The sequence below is a fragment of the Glaesserella australis genome (genome assembly GCF_003260095.1).
Taxonomy (GTDB): domain Bacteria; phylum Pseudomonadota; class Gammaproteobacteria; order Enterobacterales; family Pasteurellaceae; genus Glaesserella; species Glaesserella australis.
On the sequence record NZ_PTPX01000012.1, the window covers coordinates 21,065 to 43,404 of the forward strand.

The following is a 22,340-nucleotide window of genomic DNA, read 5'->3' on the forward strand; positions in this document are numbered from 1 at the left end:
TTATTTTTTCCTTTTGGCTCTTGGATGGGCTGAATCATAAATTTTTGCCAAATGTTGAAAATCAAGGTGTGTATAAATTTGTGTGGTCGATAAACTACTGTGTCCAAGTAACTCTTGTACCGCCCTTAAATCTTGGCTTGCTTCTAACATATGGGTCGCAAAAGAGTGGCGTAGTTTATGGGGGTGCAAATGCGTATCTAACGCTTGTTTCTGTCCCCATTTTTTCATCACCAACTGAATCGAGCGGTGAGAGAGCCTCCCGCCACGTTGATTCAAAAATACCGCATTATCTTTAGGCTGAAATTGCCCTCGCACCGCAAGCCATTTCTGTATTGCATCAAGTGCTTTAGAGCCAATCGGTACAATCCGCTCTTTATTCCCTTTACCCAATAAACGAACTTCGCCACTGGCAAGATCCATATCACCCAAATCTAACTGCTGTAATTCCGATAAACGCAATCCAGAGCTGTACATGAGCTCCATCATTGCCACATCTCGTCGATCAAGCGGTTCGTTACTCTCAATATTTAGCAACTGCCCAATCTGCTCAGCGTCAATATTTTTAGGAAGATGTTTGTTCGCTTTAGGGGATTTGATCCCCAACGTTGGGTTGACCTTTAACTCCCCTTGTTTCACCAAAAATGCTAAAAATTGGCGTAACGCCACTAAGCGTAAGCCAATACTTTTCGCTCTCAATCCTTGTTTATGGCTTTGCGATAAAATCCATCGGATCGTTGATGCATCAACATCTTGCCAATGGGCTACGTCTGCTTTTTGTAACATTTCACAGACCGCTTGTAGCTGCCGTTGATAGTTACTTAACGTATGCGGGCTGGCTTGTTTTTCAATCCGCAAAAAATCCCAATAAGGCTGTGTTTGCTGATAAAGGGGTGTTGCCATAGAAGATTATGCTAAACCTAATTTACCGATTTTCACTCCGATATTGCCCAACGCAACAGGACCGAGATACTCCGCAAGGAATTTAAATAGCTCATCGGCATTGTGGAAAATACAATGGGTTTGGACTTCATTTTCGACTTTGCGAGTAAATTCATAGCTCACTTTTTCGCTATCAATATGGGCTTCAAGTTTCAAATAAACCGTTTCAAAATAATGACTTAACGCTCCTTCTAAACCAGGATCGCTGATACGCACGTCCCATTGATTGCTGAATAAAACTTCGCTTTTTACTGACATTTTTACCTCTGTGTTTGCATCTTTTTATTGAAAAAAGACCGCTTGTACAAGCGGTCTGAACGGCTGAAATTATTGCAACAACGAAATATCCGCCACTTGTAAGAACAAGTTTTGTAGCGTATTTAAGATCGCTAAGCGGTTTTGACGCAGTTTTTGATCGTCTGCATTTACCATTACGTTGTCGAAGAAGTTATCGACTGGCTGGCGTAAACTTGCCAACTTGTCTAACACTGCGGTGTAATCACCCTGTGCGATTAACGGTTGAACTTCTTTTTCAAGGGTAAGCACCGCTTCTGCCAACGCTTTTTCCGCCGGCTCTATGCAAGCGGTGAGATCGATTGCACCGATTGCAATATCCGCTTTCGCCAAAATGTTGCTCACACGTTTGTTCGCTGCTGCTAAGGCTTCGGCACTGTCTAAAGTGCGGAAGTGCGACACGGCACGCACACGGGCATCAAAATCCGCTGGGCGAGTTGGACGGCGAGCGAGCACCGCTTGGATTACGTCCACTGCAATGCCTTCGTCTTGATACCACGCACGGAAACGTCCGAGCATAAAGTCCACGACTTCTTCCACCACGTTGCTGTTGGTTAGTTTGTCGCCGAAAAGAGCGGTCGATTTTTTCACGATTTCTGCAAGATCAAGCGGTAAGTTTTTCTCCACAATAATACGCAACGCACCTAATGCTGCACGGCGTAGAGCGAATGGGTCGGCACTGCCTTTTGGTGCTTGACCGATACCGAAAATCCCCGTAAGCGTGTCGAATTTGTCCGCTAACGCAACGGCACTTGCCACCAGCGATTTCGGCAATTCATCGCCAGCAAAACGTGGCATATATTGTTCGTTCAACGCCACCGCCACTTCTTCATCTTCGCCGTCGTGACGAGCGTAGTGCATACCCATTACGCCTTGTGTGTCGGTAAACTCAAACACCATATTGGTCATTAAGTCGCATTTTGAGAGTAAGCCAGCACGTTTCGCTTTGGTTTCGTCTGCTCCAATTTGTTTCGCAATTTCGCCAGCAAGCTGTTCAATGCGAGCGGTTTTGTCACGCAATGTGCCGAGCTGTTGTTGGAACAATACGGTTTCAAGGCGTGGTAATTGGTCTTCCAAACGCTGTTTTAAGTCGGTTTTGAAGAAGAATTCCGCATCCGTTAAACGTGGGCGAACCACTTTTTCGTTCCCTTCGATGATTTTGCTTGGATCTTCAGGGTTGATGTTCGAAACAAAAATAAAGTGCGGTAGCAATTTGCCGTCTTTATCATAAATCGGGAAGTATTTTTGGTCGCCTTTCATTGTGTAAACTAAGGCTTCCGCAGGCACGGCAAGGAAACGCTCTTCAAATTTCGCTGCCAACACGTTCGGATATTCCACAAGGGACGTGACTTCGTCTAACAAGTCTTCTTCAATGTCCGCAACGCCGCCTAAAGCGGTCGCTTTTTCTTGCGATTTTGCCAAAATTAACGCTTTACGTTCGTTGAAATCGGCGATCACTGAGCCTTTTTCTTTCAACAACGCAGGGTATTGATCCGCGTGAGAAATTTGGAATTCACGTTCGCCAAGGAAACGGTGTCCACGAATGGTTGTGCCGCTTTTCACGCCTAAAATTTCGCCGTCAATCAGCTCATCGCCCAACAATAAGGTCACGGTGTGAACAGGACGCACGAACTGCTCCGCCTTATCGCCCCAACGCATTGTTTTCGGGATAGGCAATTTCGCCAAGGCGTTGCTAATCATACCGACTAACAAGTTTTTGGTCGGCTGACCTTCAATCACCGCACGGTGAACCAGCCATTCGCCTTTGTCGGTGGCAATACGCTCCGCCTGTTCAACGGAAATGCCGCAGCCTTTCGCCCAGCCTTCCGCCGCTTTGGTCGGCTTGCCCTCCGCATCAAACGCCGCCGACACTGCCGGTCCACGTTTTTCCACTTCTTTGCTCGGCTGACTTGTCGCCAAACCTAACGCTTTCACGGCTAAACGACGTGGTGCCGCAAACCATTCTACTTTATCGAACGCCAAACCCGCTTGGTTCAACTCCGCTTCTACATTCTCCGCAAACGCGGTCGCTAATTTTTTGAGTGCCTTCGGCGGCAACTCTTCAGTGCCGATCTCGGCTAGGAAGTTTTGTGTTGTCATTGTTTTATCTCATTGTAATAAATTATTGATATTGATGCATATCTCTTGTTCTATACTCAATGATTTGATTTGGTTGATCTAACCAATGTACATTTTGAATTAGGCTTGAACAATCAATACCGCCATATTGTTCTACTTGTGCTGAAATTTGTGCAAATTCATCTTTATTAGAGAAATTTTTAATCTCAGTTAGTTTTTCATCAGTAAAGGCAGCAAGAAGAAATCTATCATATGGATTATTAGTTCCTATGGTGCCAGTTGAGCACCATTGCAATGCAGATCTTCTTCCTTGGAATTCTCTTGTGACAGGCTCCCCCATAATTTGAATAACTTCTGTCTCAGTCATTCCTTGTTTTAGGTATTTTGCATTTTCAAGTGGTTGCCTAGTCCAATTTTCTTCTTGTTTAGGTTGTTCAATAATAGCTCCACTATAAGTATTATGGCTTGACTCACAGCTAGTTAAAATAAATCCTATTACGCCTAAGCTAATTAATTTTAATAATACTTTATTCATAGTTGTTCTCCAAATGTCAAAAGAAAATATATAGCTTAGAAAGCTATTGGTTGAATTAATCTCTCACTCCGTTTTCACTTCTGCCAAATCTCTGCTTCGCCCTTTCCACCGCCAAATGTAAACGTTGTTCCAACACTTCTTTACTTGGTAGCACGGTTTTATATTCGGCGATATGAATATCGGACTGTTTTAAATCCAGCAATTCCACCTGTTCTTGCTTTTTCGATGTGCAAAGAATAATACCAAGCGGTGGGTTTTCGTCTTCTTCTTGCTCATATTTTGCCAGCCACGCTAAATAAAGTTCCATTTGGCTTTTGTGCGAATGTTTAAAGGCTTCGGTTTTTAATTCTATCGCAATCAAACGTTTGAGTTTACGGTTGTAAAACAGCAAGTCGATATAAAAATCATCGTTATCGATCTGAATGCGTTTTTGGCGAGCAATAAAGGTAAATCCTGCCCCTAACTCCAGTAAAAACTGCTCGATCTCACGCAAAATCGCATCTTCGAGATCTTTCTCCATATAGCGATCATTCAGATCAAGAAAATCCAACACATAAGGATCTTTTAAAATTAACGATTGATTATATTCGCCTTTTTCTCTCAACAAGGCGAGTTCTTGCACAATGGTTTCATCAGGCTTTTTCGAAATCGCCGTGCGTTCAAATAGTAGCGAGCCGATACGTTCGTCAAGGGTTCTCACCGACCATCTTTCTTGGGCTGCCATTGTTGCATAGAAATCACGTTTAATCGGGTCATCAATAACAAGAATTTGTTTAAAATGCGACCAACTCAATTGTGCACACAGTGTGTGCACAATTTGAATATCCGGAAACGTTGTCGCAAATTGCATCATATAATTTAGATTTCGCTTACTCCAGCCTTTCCCAAACTGCTCCGTTAAGGTCGTCGCTAAAGTGTGGACAATTTCTTCCCCATATTTCGCCCGTTCCCCTTGCAAAATATAGTCGTTAATTCGCTTGCCGATATGCCAGTAGAGCAAGGTCAATTCAGCATTAACCGCCACCGCCATTCGTTGTTTAGATGAATGGATTAACTGACTGATTTCACTGATAAATGCCATTGAATGTTCAGTTTTTGTGATGGCTTGCTGCTTTGACATATCGTTTCCTTTTGCAAAATCGGACAAAAATTTGACCGCTCTTTTAGCCGAAAATCCCTTTTAATTCAGCCAAATCTAATACAACCCGATCATCTTCCAACAGCAACGCAGGAATACCGATATAGCCATTTACTTTGGCATTATCAAAAGCCTTATGGCGATCACGCAATCTTAAAAACGGCTTAAAGTTCGCACCGCTTGCGGTAATATCCACGGCTTCATAATCCACGCCTAAACGTTGGAGTTCGGCGACAAAAGGCGCTGTATCAGGACACCAATGGGCGAAATATAAAATCGGTTTGGTCATTATCTTTTCCTATAAACTTGGTTGCGTTGCTTTCAGCGCTGGATATTTCTCATTCATCATCGCTGTCCAAGCGGTTAGATTAGGGAAATTTTTTGCTAAATCATAGCCTGTGTTATCAGGGCGGAACTGCCACCAATCAATCAGACAAACCGCCGTTAATGTGCCGATATTGAGCTCATCACCAAACTCGGCTAACTTCTCTTCCAGCTGTTTAAAACTGCGGATATTGCGGTTCATTAGCTGCTCGTGGCGCACTTTCCACCACTCATTCTCAGGTCGAAAGCGGCGTTCGGTCACAATCGTTGGCGTGGTATTTTCTAAAATGCCTTCTACTAAAGAATGCAAACTCAATACTTTCCACTGCTTTTCATTGGTTGGAAATAAAGTCGGCTGTGTGCCAATGCCGTCCAAATATTGGCTAATCAAAAAACTGCCAAACAGCCATTCTCCGTCTTCCATTTGTAACGCGGGGATTCGCCCTAACGGGTTGTCTTGATTGTGCGGGGAATCGGGATCAAATGAATTAGTGATCCGCAACATCTCAACTCGATCTTCAAGTTGATGATATTTCAATGTTGCCACCGTTTTACGTGCAAACGAGCTTGTTGTCGAATACCAAAGTTTCATTGACTTTCCCCTTTTTGATTACTTACTTTTTACACCCCGGAAACCCTAACGCTTCACGGCTTGCATAATATGCTTCCGCAACGCCTTTAGTTAAGGTACGAATGCGTAAAATATAGCGTTGGCGTTCGGTGACCGAAATCGCTTTGCGTGCGTCAAGTAAGTTGAAGCTGTGAGCCGCCTTTAAGATGCGTTCGTAAGCTGGAAGTGGCAACGGTTTTTCAAGGTTTAACAGTTCTTGAGCTTCTTTTTCGTATTGGTCGAAGCAATAGAATAAGAAGTCGGTATTCGCATATTCAAAGTTGTAGGTGGATTGTTCTACTTCGTTTTGGTGGAACACATCGCCGTAAGTGGTTTTACCGAGTGGGCCGTCCGACCAAACGAGCTCGTACACGCTGTCCACGCCTTGAATGTACATCGCCAAACGCTCTAAACCGTAGGTGATTTCGCCAGTGACTGGTTTACATTCTAAGCCGCCGACTTGTTGGAAATAGGTAAATTGGGTCACTTCCATACCGTTGAGCCACACTTCCCAACCTAAGCCCCACGCCCCTAGCGTTGGGTTTTCCCAGTTATCTTCCACAAAACGAATGTCGTTTTGAGTTGGGTCGAAACCTAACATTTTAAGGCTATCAAGATAGAGTTCTTGAATGTTATCTGGTGATGGTTTGATCACCACTTGGAATTGGTAATAGTGCTGTAAGCGATTTGGGTTTTCGCCATAGCGACCGTCTGTCGGGCGGCGTGATGGCTGAACATAGGCAAACGCCATTGGCTCAGGGCCAAGTGCACGCAAGCAAGTCATCGGGTGAGATGTACCCGCACCCACTTCCATATCAAACGGCTGAACCACCGTTGCCCCTTGACTTGCCCAGTAATCTTGCAGGGCTAAAATCATACCTTGAAAGGTTTTTACGTTAAATTTCGCTGTCATTATGCTTTTTCCTAAAAATTCATTCAAAAATGTGCGGTATTATAGCTGACAAGCGGTCAAATGGTGGGAATTTTTTGCAAAAATTTGTGAAGAAAAAAGACCTTGTGACAATCACAAGGTCTTAATAAATTACAGTTTTGAGAAGAATTTATAAGATGGGATAACAAGTACACTTGCAAGGACTGCTTTAATGACACCACCGATAATAAATGGATATAAACCGAACTCAAGCACTTTGTCGCTTGGCACAAAGAGTGATAATTGAGCTAAGCCAAATGCAAAGGTAACGACCGTTGCAGCTAATGCGGCGGCAACACTTTTCCAGAAAGAGTTAAGCACACCTTTGTCGCTAAAATAGCCTAATAGATACGCTGTTGGTACAAAGCCGATCAAATAACCGCCTGATGGACCAAGTAGAGATTGAAAACCTGATCCGCCATTGGCAAACACAGGTAAGCCAATCACACCTTCAAATAAATAAAGCAGTACCGCAGAAACGGCAGCTTTACGCCCTAAAGCGAAGCCGACAACGGTTAATGCTAACGTTTGTCCAGTAATCGGCACGGGATACATCGGAACAGAAATTTGAGCAAAGATAGCGATTAAATTTGCTCCAATAATAGATTTAGCAATAAAAGCAAGTGCTTGATTTGCTTCTAGCCATTTTTTTGCTTGGGAAAGTTGTGCACTAAACATGCTGTCTCCTTTGATTAAAAAAGAAGATAAATTATACTAAAGTTCTGTTTGAAATGAAGTATTTTACGTTGAAAAAGAATGGTAAGACCAGTTTATATTTATGCTGACGAAGGAACCAGTGAAGTCGGTGTACACTCGCTACAAGTCGCTGTAGAAGAACAACTTCATCTCCCTACCAAAGTGATTAAAGCACCAGATATTATTGCGGGCAAATTAGCTCATTGCCAAATGCTGATTATACCCGGCGGGGCAGATCGGCCTTATTGTGCAAAGTTAAATGGGCTAGGCAATCAGCAAATTCAACAATTTGTGCAAGATGGCGGCTTCTATCTCGGTATTTGTGCCGGTGCTTACTATGCCACCAAACAAATTGAGTTCACTGGGAAGGATTATTCGGTGTTTGAGCAACGTGAGTTGGCATTTTTTGATGGGATAGCGGTAGGATCACTGCCAGATTTAACAAACCAACAATATTATGGTGAAACAGCTGACTCAAAAGCCTTTACCACATTAACCTTTGACGATGACAATCAATCCGCATTTTATTATCACGGCGGCCCCACCTTTTTATCTGAATCTACCTCGATAGATAACGTTTTTGCTTGGTATTCAGGAGATCGTCCTGCTATCGTTTATGGGAATTATGGAAAAGGGAAATTTCTCCTTTCGGGTGTTCATTTTGAATTACAAGCCCCTATTTATCAGCAATATGTCGTTAAACATACCCCAAATGCGTCAGAATATAAGCAAGAACAAGCCATTTGTGAGCAACTCGCACAGATGAACAGTAAGTCTATTTGGGACAAAATCCAGCGATTGCTGAATGAAATAGCGATAAAATGTGACATACCTAACAAAACGCAAGCATAACGTTACCGAGTTATTTGGCAATCTACGGCTAAGTTGCTAGAATGATACTTTAAATTACGTGCTTAAGGAGCTGACTATGAATATCCCGTTCTGCTTACCTGAAAACATTACCCCTGAAGACTTTTTGCAAAATTATTGGCAAAAACGACCGCTATTAATTCGTAATGGATTGCCACAAATTGTTGGGCTTTTTGAACCACAGGACATCATTGAGCTGGCACAGGAAGAAGATGTCACCTCTCGTTTGATCCAAACTCATCAAACGGCAGATGGTGAGAAATGGTCGCTCAAACGTAGCCCATTATCTGCAGACGATTTTGATAATTTGCCAGAGCAGTGGTCTGTGTTGGTGCAAAATTTAGAACAATGGTCGCCAGAGTTAGGGGCATTATGGCAAGCCTTTGGCTATATTCCGCAATGGCAACGTGATGATATTATGGTCTCTTATGCACCAGCAGGCGGTTCTGTTGGCAGACACTATGATGAATATGATGTATTCCTTGTGCAAGGTTACGGTCATCGCCGTTGGCAACTCGGCAAATGGTGCGATCCGAGTACCGAATTTAAGCCAAATCAGCCGATCCGCATTTTTGACGATATGGGCGATCTGATTTTCGATGAAGTGCTTGCCCCAGGCGACGTGCTTTATGTGCCGTCTCGCCTTTCTCACTATGGCGTTGCCCAAGATGATTGCTTGACCTTCTCTTTTGGTTTGCGTTTCCCAAATGCGATAGATTTACTCGAAAATCTGTGCAAAACCATTGAGCATCAAGGAGAAATTATACCAAATTCACAATTTGCGATCCCATTTCGCTTATCGCCGAATGTACAACCGAATGCGTTGCTCGATCCGAAAATGGTCGCAACCTTGAAAGATCGTTTGATTGACCTTCTACAAAATTCAACACAGTTCGATGAGATCTTCACCCACAGCGTAGCCACTGCGGTGAGTACTCGTCGCTACGAGCAATTAACCGAAGATAACGAATTTTACCCTGACGAAGTACAAGAAGTACTAGAAGCGGGCGGTTGGGTGCAACAAGATGCGAATGTCAAAATTCTCTATACGGAAAACCCATTGCGTGTCTATGTCAATGGCGAATGGATTGATGAACTCAATGAAGCGGAAGCGAATTTACTGATTAGAATTGCCAACGGCGATGCGATTTCGTGGAACAAACTGGCTTCTAGAGTAGAGAATCAAGATGAACTTGAGTTGTTACTTGATACGCTTTGTGATTGGTTAGACAGTGGTTGGGCAGTATTAGAAGAAAGTGAATAATAAAATTAAATAGCTCTATCAGCCTTGTTAAAAAATGTTGAGAGTTACCATTACTCTCAACATTTTTTATTTAACATTATCAGGCAACTACATAAAATTATTGAACAATAATTTTTGAACCATTAGAAAACACAATACTTCTCGCTTGATAATTTGCACTAATAGCAACTTGTGGCTGGCTTAGAATAGCTTGAGTTTCTTTAGGTAAATTGTTAAATGGTACAGAGAATACTAGCTCACTTGTTGTTCCGCGTTTTAAGTTGTTTTTAAATGATACTGGCATATCTTGAACCAAAATCACTTTATCTCCAACCATATAATTACTCGCCCAATGAACAGTTCGAATATTTCTCTTACTTTTATTCTCTACCGAATATTTAAAATTAAGAATAGCCTGATTTTTATCATCTTTTGTTACATTAATACCTAAGAACTTAACAGTAATTGCGTCTGAAAAGCGTTTTAAATTTTGATCTAGTTTCGTTTGTGCTGCATTTTTCTGTACACTTTTTTCCTCTACTTTAGGTGCGATTTTAGTTGTCTCTGCATGAGCGACCAACGCCAAAAGTGCTGTTAAAGAGAATGCAATAAGAGATTTAATTAATTTCATTTTGAACTCCTTATTTTAGCGATTGAATGAAATTTTCCCGAGTATTCTAAAGGTTTATATTAAAATAATCCAAAGATCTTTAAATTAATTCATGTCATTAAGGTAATGTTGCAATAATAGCATAACCATCAGTTTCACCTACAATCTCAACATGACTCATAGATGCAATAAAAACTGACTCTCCTTGCTGTAAATAAATAGAATCTTCCCCTAAATCAATATACAAGCTTCCCGACATAACCAGCAAAATAGACGCACTATCTGCATAAAAATTCTCTTCTGCAAATGGCTTTAATTCTAAACGTTGCATCGCAAAATCTTGAGCATCAGGCGTCGAATAATGGTGTATTGGCGAATTTTCATCTTCCAAAACATCGGGAATAATTTTAGGGCTAATCGCACGATAATCAATCGTATGCAACAATGCAGGAATATCAACATATTTTGATGTTAAACCACCGCGAATCACATTATCAGATGCCGCCATTAGTTCAATATTTTGTCCACGCAAATAGGCATGTGGTAAACCTGCACCTTGGTAAATACCTTCTCCTTTTTTAACATTTACAATATTGAAAAAGTAAAAACAAACTAACCCTGCATCTAATTTATCAAGAGAAATATTCATCGCATCTAGCGTAAATAACACCCAATAATCAGGATCGTCTAGTTTTAATTTATCTTGTTGATAGGCTTCTCGTTGTTTCTCAATAATCGGCAAAAGCCATTCTGCTAACTGTTCTTGGTCAGCTTGCATAACGTGTGCATAAACGGTCGATAAGCTCTGCTCATCAATTGCTTTCGCTAAAGGTTGTAAAGAAGGGTGTTTATATAAACTCTCTTTGATCTCGTCTTCTGATTTAAAACCATGTAATAACCAAAAATCAGACAATGCAACCATCATTTCTGGTTTATGGTTACGATCTTTATAAGTACGGTTTGGAGCGTTTAATGGTATTCCTTCTGCATTTTCTCGTTCAAAGCCATATTCAGCTTCTTTTTTTGTTGGATGCAATTGAATTGAAAGCGGTAACTTTACATCTAAAATTTTCAATAAATAAGGTAATTCATCGCCAAACTGTTCACGGGATCTTTCACCTAAGAGTTGCGGCGCTTTATCCAATACACGATCTAAGGCTAACCACTGCCCTTCAAATTCAATCATAGAAGGGGCTGAACGATGCGCTCCTAGCCAATATTCAGCATAAGGTTTCTTTTCTCTTGATTTTAGTTTCAACCAATTTGGAATGAAATTCTCACCACCCCAATCATAATGTTGATATTGTCCAACTAATTTAAAAATCACTCTTTATATCCTCCAAAAAAAGCAACTACTTTTTCAATATCATTTTCCTTTTGAATCCGAACATATAAACGCTTATTATTTTTCAAATCAATAACAAGTACTCGCTGTTCAGACAAATTTATTTGTGCAATATTACTATAAAGAAAATAAATATTACCGAAGAAAAAACCTTGCTCTTTCAATAATAATCTTGGATAACGAATAAAAGCAGAATAAACAGCCAAAACAATACAGCCAAACAGTAAAAATACTGTTGAAGAAGCTATCCCATTTTGTAACCCTTGAAATAGAGTTACTACAATTAGAAAAATCAGAATACCCGAATCAATTCCCGCTTGGCGAGCTAATCGAATAGTTAATATTGTTTTACCTTTTAATTTATCCATTATAAGCTGATCGTATATAACATACAGCAAGCTAAAACAAATAATCAAAACGAGAAGAATATTAGTCATACCTTAAAATTCAAAACCGCCTGTATTTTAACAACAAGCGGTCTTTTTCTCTTTAGTTTTTACAAATTCACCACATATTTCCCCACACCCAGCTCATCTTCTTTGCGGGTACGGTTCATTACGCTTTGGGCAGATTCGATCACACGTAAGCCCATTTCATCTTCCGTTCTCACCACTTCGCCACGCAGAGAGTTTGTGTAAACATCGGTGATTTTTACATCAACGAATTTGCCGATCATATCTGGAGTACCTTGGAAATTGACGATACGGTTATTCTCTGTACGCCCCGTTAATTCCATAATGTCTTTTTTCGATGGTCCTTCCACCAAAATACGCTGTTCTGTTCCCAACATCGCACGGCTAAATTGCAACGCTTGGTTATTGATACGTTGTTGTAAGCGGTACAAGCGGTCTTTTTTCTCTTCTTCGCTGACATCATCAGGTAGATCCGCTGCTGGCGTACCTGGACGTGCAGAGTAAATAAAACTAAAGCTCATATCGAAATTAACTTGCTCAATCACTTTCATTGTTTGCTCAAAATCCGCCGCCGTTTCGCCTGGGAAACCGACAATAAAGTCTGAGCTGATTTGAATATCAGGGCGAGCTTCACGCAATTTGCGGATTGTTGCTTTATACTCTAATGCCGTGTGGTTACGTTTCATCATCGTTAAAACACGGTCTGAACCACTTTGGATCGGTAAGTGCAAGAAGCTCACCAATTCAGGAGTGTCTTTGTAAACTTCGATAATGTCGTCAGTGAATTCAATCGGGTGGCTAGTGGTGTAACGCAAGCGGTCGATACCGTCAATTGCTGCCACTAAACGCAATAACTCCGCAAAAGTACAAATACCGCCGTCAAAAGTTTCGCCACGGTACGCATTTACGTTTTGACCGAGCAAGTTCACTTCACGCACGCCTTGAGCGGCAAGTTGTGCGATTTCAAATAACACATCATCAACAGGACGGCTCACTTCTTCGCCACGAGTATAAGGCACCACGCAGAACGAGCAGTACTTGTTACAGCCTTCCATAATCGACACAAACGCAGTCGGACCTTCCGCTCTAGGTTCTGGCAAGCGGTCAAATTTTTCAATTTCAGGGAAACTGATATCGACCACCGAGCTTTTACCGCCACGGATTTGGTTAATCATTTCAGGTAAACGATGTAAGGTTTGTGGTCCGAACACAATATCCACAAAAGGTGCACGTTCACGGATATGCTCCCCTTCTTGTGACGCCACACAGCCGCCTACGCCAATGATTAAATTTGGTTTATCTTTTTTCCAGTTCTTCCAACGTCCTAATTGTGAAAACACTTTTTCCTGTGCTTTTTCACGAATAGAGCAAGTGTTGAGCAGTAACACATCTGCATCTTCTGGATTATCGGTTAATTCTAAACCGTGGGTGCTGTTTAATAGGTCTGCCATTTTTGACGAGTCGTACTCGTTCATTTGACAGCCCCAAGTGGTAATATGTAATTTTGCCATTTTGTTCAATAATAGATAAATCAGTAAGTAAGAAAATAAAAGCGTAAAGGGCATTCCTTTACGCAAAATCCTGAGCTATTTTACCTTGTTGTGTATTTTATGGCTATAACAAATTCATGTGACAAGCGGTCAGATATTGGAGAAATTTTGCAATTTACAGCTATAAAAAAACCACAGGGAAAACCTGTGGTCTGAAAAATCAATTGATAAATGATTATTTGGTTAGTGCAAGAACAACTGTTTCACCTTTCACTACTTCACCAGAAAGTTTTTGTAAATTGGTGATATCGTCCATATTTGAAATAACCACAGGTGTTAATACTGATTTTGCTTTGGCTTCAAGAAGCGCAAGATCAAATTTGATTACTGGTTCACCCACTTTCACTTTTTGACCTTCTTCAGCAAGGCGAGTAAATCCTTCACCTTTTAATTCAACTGTATCAATACCAAAGTGGACAAATAACTCAATACCTTCGTCCGACTCAATTGAGAATGCATGATTTGTTTCAAAGATTTTACCGATTGTTCCATTTACAGGTGAAACAATAGTATCTCCGGTAGGACGAATTGCAATACCATCACCAACAATTTTCTCTGAAAATACTACATCGGGTACATCTTCAATATTTACAATTTCACCTGAAAGTGGTGCATAGATTTTTACTTCTTTCGCAGCATCTTCTTTTTTGCCGCCAAATAGTTTGTCAAAAAATCCCATATTCAATCTCCATTATTAAATGAACAAAATTCTCGCACATTTTATACGAGAATTTTATATTTGTATTCAATTTTAGTTAAGCTTTTGGTAAAACTCATCAACTAAGCGTTCAATATCTGCTGCGGTCGGCTGTTCAAGAGCTTTATCTGCAAGTGCTTTGGCATCCGCATAGTCGATACTACGAACTAATTTCTTCACATGAGGCACAGAAATCGCACTCATACTGAACTCATCTAAGCCCATACCAAGTAATAGTGCTGTTGCACGTACATCGCCCGCTAACTCACCACACATACCTGTCCATTTACCTTCAGCATGTGATGCATCAATCACTTGTTTGATAAGATTCAACACTGACGGCGTTAATGGGTTATAAAGATGAGCAATGATTTCATTACCGCGATCCACCGCTAAAGTATATTGCGTTAAGTCGTTAGTTCCGATACTGAAGAAATCAACTTCTTTTGCAAGATGGCGCGCATTCACAGCTGCAGATGGTGTTTCAACCATCACACCGATTTGAAGATTTTTATCAAAGGCTTTACCTTCAGTGTGAAGCTCTGCTTTAAGCTCTGCGATAATACCTTTTAACTCACGAATTTCTTCCACAGAAATGATCATCGGGAACATCACCGCTAGCTTACCAAAGGCCGATGCACGTAATACTGCACGTAATTGCGTATCTAAAATTTCACGGCGAACTAAACCGATACGCACCGCACGCCAACCTAAGAATGGGTTCATCTCTTTTGGTAGCTCTAAATATGGAAGCTCTTTATCACCACCGATATCCATTGTACGAAGAACGACTAACTTTCCTTCCATCGCTTCTACAATTTCTTTGTAAGCTTGGAACTGCTCTTCTTCACCTGGTAACTGGTTACGATCCATAAATAAGAATTCAGTACGGTATAAACCAACACCTTCACCACCATTACGCAATACGCCATCGACATCACGAATAGTACCGATGTTTCCTACCACTTCAATACGATGACCATCTTTCGTTTCCGCTGGTAAATCTTTTAATTTAGCTAATTCGGCTTTTTCTTCTGTAATCTTAGTTTGAAGCGCTTTTGCTTTTTCAAGTTGTTCTGCGGAAGGGTTAATATGAACTTCATTGTTGATCGCATCAAGAATTAATGTATCGCCTGTATTGACTAATGAAGTAATGTTGTTGGTACCTACCACTGCAGGAAGCTCTAAAGAGCGGGCCATAATAGAAGTGTGAGAAGTACGTCCACCGATATCTGTTACAAAACCGAGTACTTTATCTAGATTTAATTGTGCCGTTTCAGATGGAGTCAAGTCGTAAGCAACAAGAATGGATTCTTCTTGAATATCACCAAGATCGACAATATTCATTCCTAATATATTGCGAATCAAACGGTTTCCAATATCACGGATATCACCCGCTCGTTCTTTCAGATATTCATCATCGATTTCTGCGAGCATTGATGCTTGCATATCAATAATTTTGCTCGCTGCAACATCCGCTGTAACTAAATTCTCTTCAACATAACCAAGAATTTCTTCTTCAAGCTCTTCATCTTCTAAGATCATCAAGTGACCTTCAAAGATCGCTTCTTTTTCTTCGCCTAATGTGCGTCTTGCTTTTTCTTTAATCGCCGTTAGTTGAGCTGCAGCTTTTTCACGCCCAGCAAAGAATTTCGCTTTTTCAGCGTCAATTTGAGCTTCTGTGATTTTTTGAGTATTCAGAACAATAGGTTCTTCTTTTAAAACGAGAGCTTTACCAAATACAATACCTGGTGAAGCAGCGATACCTGTGATCATAAATGATTCCTCGGGTGAAATAGTGGGGAAAATGCTAAATAGCACAAAACGACCTTATTACTCGAATATGGAGTAATAAAGTCGCATAACAAATACAAAAGTTACTCTAATGTAGGAATTAAATCTACTAAGAAATCTACTGCTTTTTGCTCATCTTCACCTTCTGCAGAGATTGTGATAACTGTACCTTGAGTTAAGCCTAATGTTTGAAGTTTAAATAGGCTTTTTGCACTCGCACTTTTTCCACCTGAAGTAACTGTTACATCAGAAGCAAAACCTTTTGCTGCTTTGACAAATTCAGCCGCAGGGCGAGTATGCAAACCATTTGGTGCAGTAATTGTGATTTCTTTTGAGTACATAGTAAGTTCCTCTTTTTGTTTCTAAGACTAAATATTGAGAAGTACCATTTACTTCTCTATAAAAACGATAGACACTTTACTACAAAACTTAAAGAAAAACACGATAAAACAGGCTAAATAACTAATTAAATATGAATTATTAGTATTTATTTTAATCATTGAAGTAAATCGTTTGCGTAGCATCAATTTTTATACGATTAATGTTCCGACAAATACATTTATTTTTCAAAGTAGTAGGCAATAGTCATTGCTTTTATAACAAAAATCCTGTATTTATCAAACTTTTCATTTCAAACACAACTTTAAACTTTTAGGAGCATAAAATGCAAAATGTAGGTTTTATCGGATGGCGTGGTATGGTTGGCTCGGTGCTAATGGATCGTATGGTTCAAGAGAACGATTTTGCCAATATCAACCCAGTATTTTTCACCACTTCACAAGCGGGTCAAAAAGCCCCAGTTTTTGCAGGTAAAGATGCAGGTACATTAAAAAATGCCTTTGATATCGATGAATTACAAAAATTAGACATCATCGTAACTTGTCAAGGTGGCGACTACACCAACGAGGTGTACCCGAAATTAAAAGCAACAGGTTGGAACGGCTACTGGATTGATGCAGCTTCTGCACTGCGTATGCAAGACGATGCGATCATCGTGTTAGACCCGGTAAACCAACATGTAATTACTGAAGGTTTACAACAAGGCATCAAAACCTTTGTCGGTGGAAACTGTACCGTAAGCTTAATGTTAATGGCTATTGGCGGTTTATTTGAAAAAGATTTAGTGGAATGGGTTTCTGTAGCAACTTACCAAGCGGCATCAGGTGCTGGTGCTAAAAATATGCGTGAATTGCTCGTGCAAATGGGCGAATTGGAAGATTCAGTAAAAGCTGAGCTTGCAGATCCAGCTTCTTCTATTTTAGAAATCGAACGTAAAGTCACCGCTGAAATGCGTTCAGAAGATTTCCCAACGGCAAACTTTGGCGCACCACTTGCAGGCAGTTTAATTCCTTGGATTGACAAACTGTTACCAGAAACAGGACAAACCAAAGAAGAGTGGAAAGGCTACGCAGAAACTAACAAAATTTTAGGATTAAGTGCAAATCCAATTCCAGTGGACGGTTTATGTGTGCGTATCGGTGCATTACGTTGCCACAGCCAAGCATTTACCATCAAACTCAAAAAAGATTTACCATTAGCGGAAATCGAACAAATTATCGCAGCGCACAATGAATGGGTTAAAGTGATTCCAAATGATCGCGAAACCACGTTACGCGAATTAACCCCAGCGAAAGTCACAGGCACATTAACCGTACCAGTCGGTCGTTTACGCAAACTGGCAATGGGCCCTGAATACTTAGCTGCATTTACTGTCGGCGACCAATTATTATGGGGTGCGGCAGAGCCTGTACGCCGTATTTTAGTTCAGTTAGTAAAATAATACTTATCCCTTAAATTGAAAGCGGTCAGATTGCTATTATTTTTTGCAAAACCTGACCGCTTTTTATTTTATAGTAGTTATTAGAATAAGTACTCCATAAGTTCGGTTTTATGTGGCAGTTGCACAAATACAGTATAGGGGCGGGTTAAACCCTGCCCCTATAAGTTTTTCTGAGTTTTGTACGACTGCTACATAGTATCGAATAAGTTAACAACTACTTTGTCGATTAATCCGCCAATTTCGTTCCATACAAATAAGTATAACCAAACGGACTTTGTTTATAGTCTTGTACACGTTTGCTGGTTGGAGCGAAGTTGATAGAGTGAGCCACATTAATCCACGGAGCTTGCTCTTTTAACAACACTTGTGCTTGCTCATAGATTTTTGCACGCTCTGCTTTATCAGATAAACCCACAGCTTTTTGTAGTAATGCATCTAATTCATCATTTTTGAAGCGAGCATAGTTGCTGTTACCTACGTTTTCGCTGCCAAACAGTGGCGATAAGAAGTTATCAGGGTCGCCATTGTCGCCAGACCAACCATAAGTCCCTGCGGTTAATTCGCCAGCTTTGGTGCGTTTGATGTAATCGCCCCATTCATAGCTGACTAATTTCGATTTCACGCCCACTTTTTCCCAGTCGCTTTGAATTAACTCTGCCATACGACGTGGGTTTGGATTTGACGCACGCACCACAGGCTGTACCCAAATGTCTGTTTCAAAACCGTTTTCAAAGCCTGCTTCTTTTAAGAGCTGTTTTGCTTTTTCTGGGTTGTATTCATAGCCTGTAATTTCGTTGTTATAGCCCCAAATGGTTGGTGGTAATGGGTTTTTCGCTGCCACACCTGCCCCACGATAAACGGCATCAATGATCGCATTTTTATCCACCGCATAGTTTAACGCTTGACGCACTTTTACATTATCAAACGGTGCTTTTTCGGTATTGAATGCGACATAAGCGATATTGAGACCTTCTTGAGAAAGTAAGTTGATTTTCGGATCGGTTTTCATTTTTTCAAGATCCGCTGCATTTGGGAAATCGATCAAATCGCACGCCCCAGCCTGAAGTTTTGCATAACGAGCTGTAGCATCAGGCACAATTTCAAAGATCAAGCGGTCAATATCGGCTTTTCCTTTCCAATACTCTTTGTGAGCAAAGTAACGGCTTTTTTGATCGACTTGATAGCCTGCAAACACAAATGGACCTGTGCCAATCGGTGTAGTATCAATGGTTTCAGGTTTGCCTGCAGCCAACATTTTGTCCGCATATTCCGCTGAGTAGATTGAAATAAAGTCCATCCCAAGACTCGCTAGGAAAGTCGCATCTTGACGGTTTAAAGTAATTTTTACCGTATGCTCATCGACTTTTTCCACCGCTTTTAGCAAGGTTGGGAATTTCATCGCTTTAAAGTACGGATAAGTTGCTTTAGACACATTGTGGTACGGGTGATTTGGATCTAACTGACGTTGGAAAGAGAACACCACATCATCAGCATTAAAATCACGGCTCGGCGTAAACTCTTTATTTGAGTGGAACTTCACCCCTTTACGCAAGTTAAAGGTGTAAGTTAAACCGTCATCACTTACCGTCCAGCTTTCTGCAAGAGCTGGCTCAATATCGGTTGAACCACGTTTAAACTCAACAAGGCGGTTATAGACTTGCTGTGAACTTGCATTATAAGAAATACCGTCCATCACTAGAGCTGGACTAAAGCCTGATGGCGAACGGCTAACACAGTTAATAAAGGTTTTATCTGCCGCTTGTGCCACAGTAGATATAAATAATGTCGTGGCTAATAATGAAAATTTTGTATTTAATTTCATAATATCTCCAATAAAAGAGTGAAAAAATTGCAAGCAAGATACCGATTATTCAGCATAAGGTAAAGAACAAAAATGTGGGATTTATAACAAAATGATATAAAAAAACTCACCACTTATTAACGTAAGCGGTGAGTTTCCTATAAAGATTTACTATTTATACTCTTCCATCAATTCACCCGCCTTTTGCACCATTGCGGTCGATCCCACAAAAAACGGCACACGTTGATGTAACTCCATTGGCTTGATGTCTAAAATCGGGTTGAAGCCGTCCGTTGCCATACCACCTGCTTGTTCTGCTAAAAATGCCATTGGGTTGCCCTCATAAAGCAAGCGTAATTTGCCGTTCGGGTGGCTTTTGGTACTTGGGTAAATGTAGATACCGCCTTTGAGCAAGTTGCGGTGGAAGTCTGAAACCAACGAGCCAATATAACGTGAAGAATAAGGGCGACCTGTCGCTTTATCTTCTTCTTGGCAGAATTTAATGAATTTTTTTACACCGTCAGGGAATTTGAGATATTGCCCTTCGTTGATCGAATAGTATTTACCATCAAATGGCATTTTCATATTCGGATGAGAAAGAATAAAGAGCCCCAAAGACGGATCGTAAGTAAAGCCGTTTACGCCGTTGCCCGTAGTGTAGACCAACATCGTTGATGAACCATAAGTCACATAACCAGCCGCCACTTGTTTACGACCAGGTTGTAAAAAATCGTCCATTGTGACAGGCGAACCGATAGGCGAAACCCGTTTATAGATCGAGAAAATCGTCCCCACAGACACATTCACATCAATGTTTGATGAACCATCAAGGGGATCGGTCATCAGGATATATTTTGCATTACGACCCCGTTCTGTATCAAAGGCAACAAAAGTATCATCTTCTTCTGATGCAAAGCCTGCCACATCGCCACGAGCGATCAACGCTTTTTTCATCGTTTCATTGGCAAACACATCTAACTTCATCTGCGTTTCGCCTTGAATGTTTTCATCGCCCGATACCCCCAAAATATCTTGGGTTAAACCTGCACGGTTAATATCGCGGTGAATAATTTTTGCCGACAACCGAATAGACGACAAAATCCCACTTAATTCCCCCGTTGCCCCTGGATATTCGGCTTGGCGCTCCACAATAAATTCGCCTAACGTTTTCATTTGCTGTCTCCTATTAGCTATTCAACTCTATTTGCTTTATTATACTCGCCCATTGAAACTCTGTTTTCGAGTAAAGTTTTGTTTTGTGATACTGTTCACAATTTTTATGTAGGAAAAGCGATGAAACAGCAACATATTCATATTTTAGGTATCTGCGGTACATTTATGGGGGGCGTAGCAATTATTGCTAGAGAGTTAGGCTATAAAGTCACAGGCTCAGACACAAATGTTTATCCGCCGATGAGTACCTTTTTAGCCAAAAGCGGTATCGAGATTATCCCCAATTACGACATTGCACAGCTCGACCCTGTGCCAGATATGATCATTATCGGCAATGCGATTAGTCGTGGCAATCCTTGCGTAGAACATATCTTAAACCACCGCTTGCCATACACATCAGGCCCTCAATGGTTAAGGGATCATCTGCTTAAAGATCGCTGGGTGTTAGCGGTTTCAGGCACGCACGGTAAAACCACCACAACGGGAATGTTAAGTTGGATCTTAGATCAAGCAGGGATCGACACAGGTTTCTTGATCGGCGGTGTGGCTGGCAATTTCGGGATTTCGGCTCGTGCAGGTTCAAGCGAATTTTTTGTGATTGAAGCTGACGAGTACGACTCAGCGTTCTTTGACAAACGCTCTAAATTTGTGCATTACAACCCGAAAACCTTAATTATCAACAACATTGATTTTGACCACGCCGATATTTTTGACGACTTAAAAGCGATTCAACGCCAGTTTCATCATCTTATCCGCACAATGCCACAAAATGGCTGTATTTTATCGTCACAAGCGGACGAAAATGTGCAAAGTACCTTAAAAATGGGCTGTTACAGTGAACAACAATTAATCGGCAACGCACAAGAATGGCATGCCGAAGCGATCACCGCAGATTACGCCCAGTTCGCCGTTTATCATAAACAACAAAAAGCAGGCGAAGTGAAATGGAACTTGCTTGGAGCGCATAATATGCACAACGGCTTAATGGCGATTGCCGCAGCACATCACGCAGGTGTCAGCATTGAACAGGCTTGCTTAGGGCTAAACAGCTTTATTAATGCCAACCGCCGTTTAGAAATCAAAGGGGAAGTCAATGGCATTACCGTCTATGATGATTTCGCCCACCACCCAACCGCTATTTTCGCCACAATCGATGCACTTCGTGGCAAAGTCGGCAAAGATCAACGCATTTTAGCCGTGTTAGAACCACGTTCTAACACAATGAAAATGGGCGTTCACAAAGACGATATTGCCCCGTCTCTTAAAGATGCCGATGCGGTTTTTGTCTATCAACCCGACACAATCCCGTGGCAAGTCAGCACCATTACCGATGCCCTAAGCCAACCAGCACAATGGTCAGCGAATTTAGATGAACTCGTTGAAATGATTGTGGCAGAAGCCAAACCCACTGATCATATTTTAGTGATGAGCAATGGAGCATTTGGGGGGATTCATCAGAAATTATTAACTGCACTCGCAAAATAGTGCTATAAAAAATCCCCATAGAGTGATCTATGG

At 41.1% G+C, this 22,340-nt stretch carries 22 protein-coding genes; 4 read left to right on the top strand and 18 right to left on the bottom strand.

Annotation, left to right across the window (positions count from 1 at the left end):
- The 9 genes from xerC to C5N92_RS05755 form a co-directional block, all read right to left on the bottom strand.
- Entirely contained in the window at positions 1-900 is a 900-nt protein-coding gene (xerC, locus tag C5N92_RS05715) for a tyrosine recombinase XerC (RefSeq protein ID WP_111749895.1), read from the bottom strand.
- A 6-nt stretch (positions 901-906) separates the two neighbouring features.
- Positions 907-1,197: a DUF5377 family protein gene (locus C5N92_RS05720; protein WP_111749896.1), complete on the bottom strand. Its 291-nt coding sequence runs from the start codon at positions 1,195-1,197 to the stop codon at positions 907-909.
- Positions 1,198-1,266: 69 nt separating this feature from the next.
- Complete coding sequence (glyS, locus tag C5N92_RS05725) at positions 1,267-3,333, bottom strand: glycine--tRNA ligase subunit beta (protein WP_111749897.1); 2,067 nt, start codon at positions 3,331-3,333, stop codon at positions 1,267-1,269.
- 22 nt (positions 3,334-3,355) lie between these two features.
- Positions 3,356-3,847, bottom strand: coding sequence for a hypothetical protein (locus tag C5N92_RS05730; protein WP_111749898.1), 492 nt, complete (start codon positions 3,845-3,847; stop codon positions 3,356-3,358).
- 55 nt (positions 3,848-3,902) lie between these two features.
- A complete protein-coding gene (locus tag C5N92_RS05735) occupies positions 3,903-4,967 on the bottom strand; it encodes a PDDEXK nuclease domain-containing protein (RefSeq protein ID WP_111749899.1) in 1,065 nt (354 codons plus the stop codon).
- 43 nt (positions 4,968-5,010) lie between these two features.
- A complete protein-coding gene (locus C5N92_RS05740) occupies positions 5,011-5,274 on the bottom strand; it encodes a hypothetical protein (RefSeq protein ID WP_111749900.1) in 264 nt (87 codons plus the stop codon).
- A gap of 9 nt (positions 5,275-5,283) precedes the next feature.
- The gene (locus tag C5N92_RS05745) at positions 5,284-5,901 is read right to left on the bottom strand and encodes a glutathione S-transferase (RefSeq protein ID WP_111749901.1); all 618 of its coding nucleotides are present in this window, start codon (positions 5,899-5,901) and stop codon (positions 5,284-5,286) included.
- A gap of 22 nt (positions 5,902-5,923) precedes the next feature.
- On the bottom strand, positions 5,924-6,832 hold the full coding sequence (gene glyQ / locus C5N92_RS05750) for a glycine--tRNA ligase subunit alpha (RefSeq protein WP_111749902.1): 909 nt from the start codon (positions 6,830-6,832) through the stop codon (positions 5,924-5,926).
- A gap of 129 nt (positions 6,833-6,961) precedes the next feature.
- Entirely contained in the window at positions 6,962-7,528 is a 567-nt protein-coding gene (locus tag C5N92_RS05755) for a biotin transporter BioY (RefSeq protein ID WP_111749903.1), read from the bottom strand.
- Positions 7,529-7,606: 78 nt separating this feature from the next.
- Between C5N92_RS05755 and C5N92_RS05760 the strand changes: the two genes are divergently transcribed.
- Both C5N92_RS05760 and C5N92_RS05765 read left to right on the top strand, forming a co-directional pair.
- The gene (locus C5N92_RS05760) at positions 7,607-8,398 is read left to right on the top strand and encodes a BPL-N domain-containing protein (RefSeq protein WP_111749904.1); all 792 of its coding nucleotides are present in this window, start codon (positions 7,607-7,609) and stop codon (positions 8,396-8,398) included.
- A 76-nt stretch (positions 8,399-8,474) separates the two neighbouring features.
- The gene (locus C5N92_RS05765) at positions 8,475-9,680 is read left to right on the top strand and encodes a ribosomal protein uL16 3-hydroxylase (protein WP_111749905.1); all 1,206 of its coding nucleotides are present in this window, start codon (positions 8,475-8,477) and stop codon (positions 9,678-9,680) included.
- A 97-nt stretch (positions 9,681-9,777) separates the two neighbouring features.
- Here C5N92_RS05765 and C5N92_RS05770 read toward each other — a convergent pair whose 3' ends face one another.
- From C5N92_RS05770 to ptsH, 7 genes are all read right to left on the bottom strand, one after another.
- Positions 9,778-10,290: a hypothetical protein gene (locus C5N92_RS05770; RefSeq protein ID WP_111749906.1), complete on the bottom strand. Its 513-nt coding sequence runs from the start codon at positions 10,288-10,290 to the stop codon at positions 9,778-9,780.
- Between the two features lie 97 nt (positions 10,291-10,387).
- Complete coding sequence (manA, locus tag C5N92_RS05775; RefSeq protein ID WP_111749907.1) at positions 10,388-11,596, bottom strand: mannose-6-phosphate isomerase, class I; 1,209 nt, start codon at positions 11,594-11,596, stop codon at positions 10,388-10,390.
- Positions 11,593-12,051, bottom strand: a complete 459-nt coding sequence (locus tag C5N92_RS05780) for a DUF986 family protein (RefSeq protein WP_111749908.1) — start codon at positions 12,049-12,051, stop codon at positions 11,593-11,595. The genes manA and C5N92_RS05780 overlap by 4 nt, the downstream gene beginning before the upstream one ends.
- Before the next feature lie 59 nt (positions 12,052-12,110).
- A complete protein-coding gene (gene miaB, locus C5N92_RS05785) occupies positions 12,111-13,538 on the bottom strand; it encodes a tRNA (N6-isopentenyl adenosine(37)-C2)-methylthiotransferase MiaB (protein ID WP_111749922.1) in 1,428 nt (475 codons plus the stop codon).
- Positions 13,539-13,752: 214 nt separating this feature from the next.
- Entirely contained in the window at positions 13,753-14,256 is a 504-nt protein-coding gene (gene crr / locus C5N92_RS05790; protein WP_111749909.1) for a PTS glucose transporter subunit IIA, read from the bottom strand.
- A 72-nt stretch (positions 14,257-14,328) separates the two neighbouring features.
- Complete coding sequence (gene ptsI, locus C5N92_RS05795; protein WP_111749910.1) at positions 14,329-16,050, bottom strand: phosphoenolpyruvate-protein phosphotransferase PtsI; 1,722 nt, start codon at positions 16,048-16,050, stop codon at positions 14,329-14,331.
- A gap of 101 nt (positions 16,051-16,151) precedes the next feature.
- Positions 16,152-16,409 carry a phosphocarrier protein Hpr gene (gene ptsH / locus C5N92_RS05800; RefSeq protein WP_111749911.1) on the bottom strand — a complete coding sequence of 86 codons (258 nt, stop codon included), beginning with the start codon at positions 16,407-16,409 and terminating at the stop codon, positions 16,152-16,154.
- 323 nt (positions 16,410-16,732) lie between these two features.
- Here ptsH and asd point away from each other — a divergent pair, with 323 nt between their 5' ends.
- Positions 16,733-17,848, top strand: coding sequence for an aspartate-semialdehyde dehydrogenase (asd, locus tag C5N92_RS05805; RefSeq protein ID WP_111749912.1), 1,116 nt, complete (start codon positions 16,733-16,735; stop codon positions 17,846-17,848).
- 226 nt (positions 17,849-18,074) lie between these two features.
- On the opposite strand, the gene C5N92_RS05810 is transcribed toward asd, so the two are convergent.
- Complete coding sequence (locus C5N92_RS05810) at positions 18,075-19,670, bottom strand: ABC transporter substrate-binding protein (protein ID WP_111749913.1); 1,596 nt, start codon at positions 19,668-19,670, stop codon at positions 18,075-18,077.
- A gap of 150 nt (positions 19,671-19,820) precedes the next feature.
- Complete coding sequence (fbp, locus tag C5N92_RS05815) at positions 19,821-20,822, bottom strand: class 1 fructose-bisphosphatase (protein WP_111749914.1); 1,002 nt, start codon at positions 20,820-20,822, stop codon at positions 19,821-19,823.
- 120 nt (positions 20,823-20,942) lie between these two features.
- Between fbp and mpl the strand changes: the two genes are divergently transcribed.
- Positions 20,943-22,307, top strand: a complete 1,365-nt coding sequence (mpl, locus tag C5N92_RS05820) for a UDP-N-acetylmuramate:L-alanyl-gamma-D-glutamyl-meso-diaminopimelate ligase (protein ID WP_111749915.1) — start codon at positions 20,943-20,945, stop codon at positions 22,305-22,307.
- Positions 22,308-22,340: the final 33 nt, after the last annotated feature.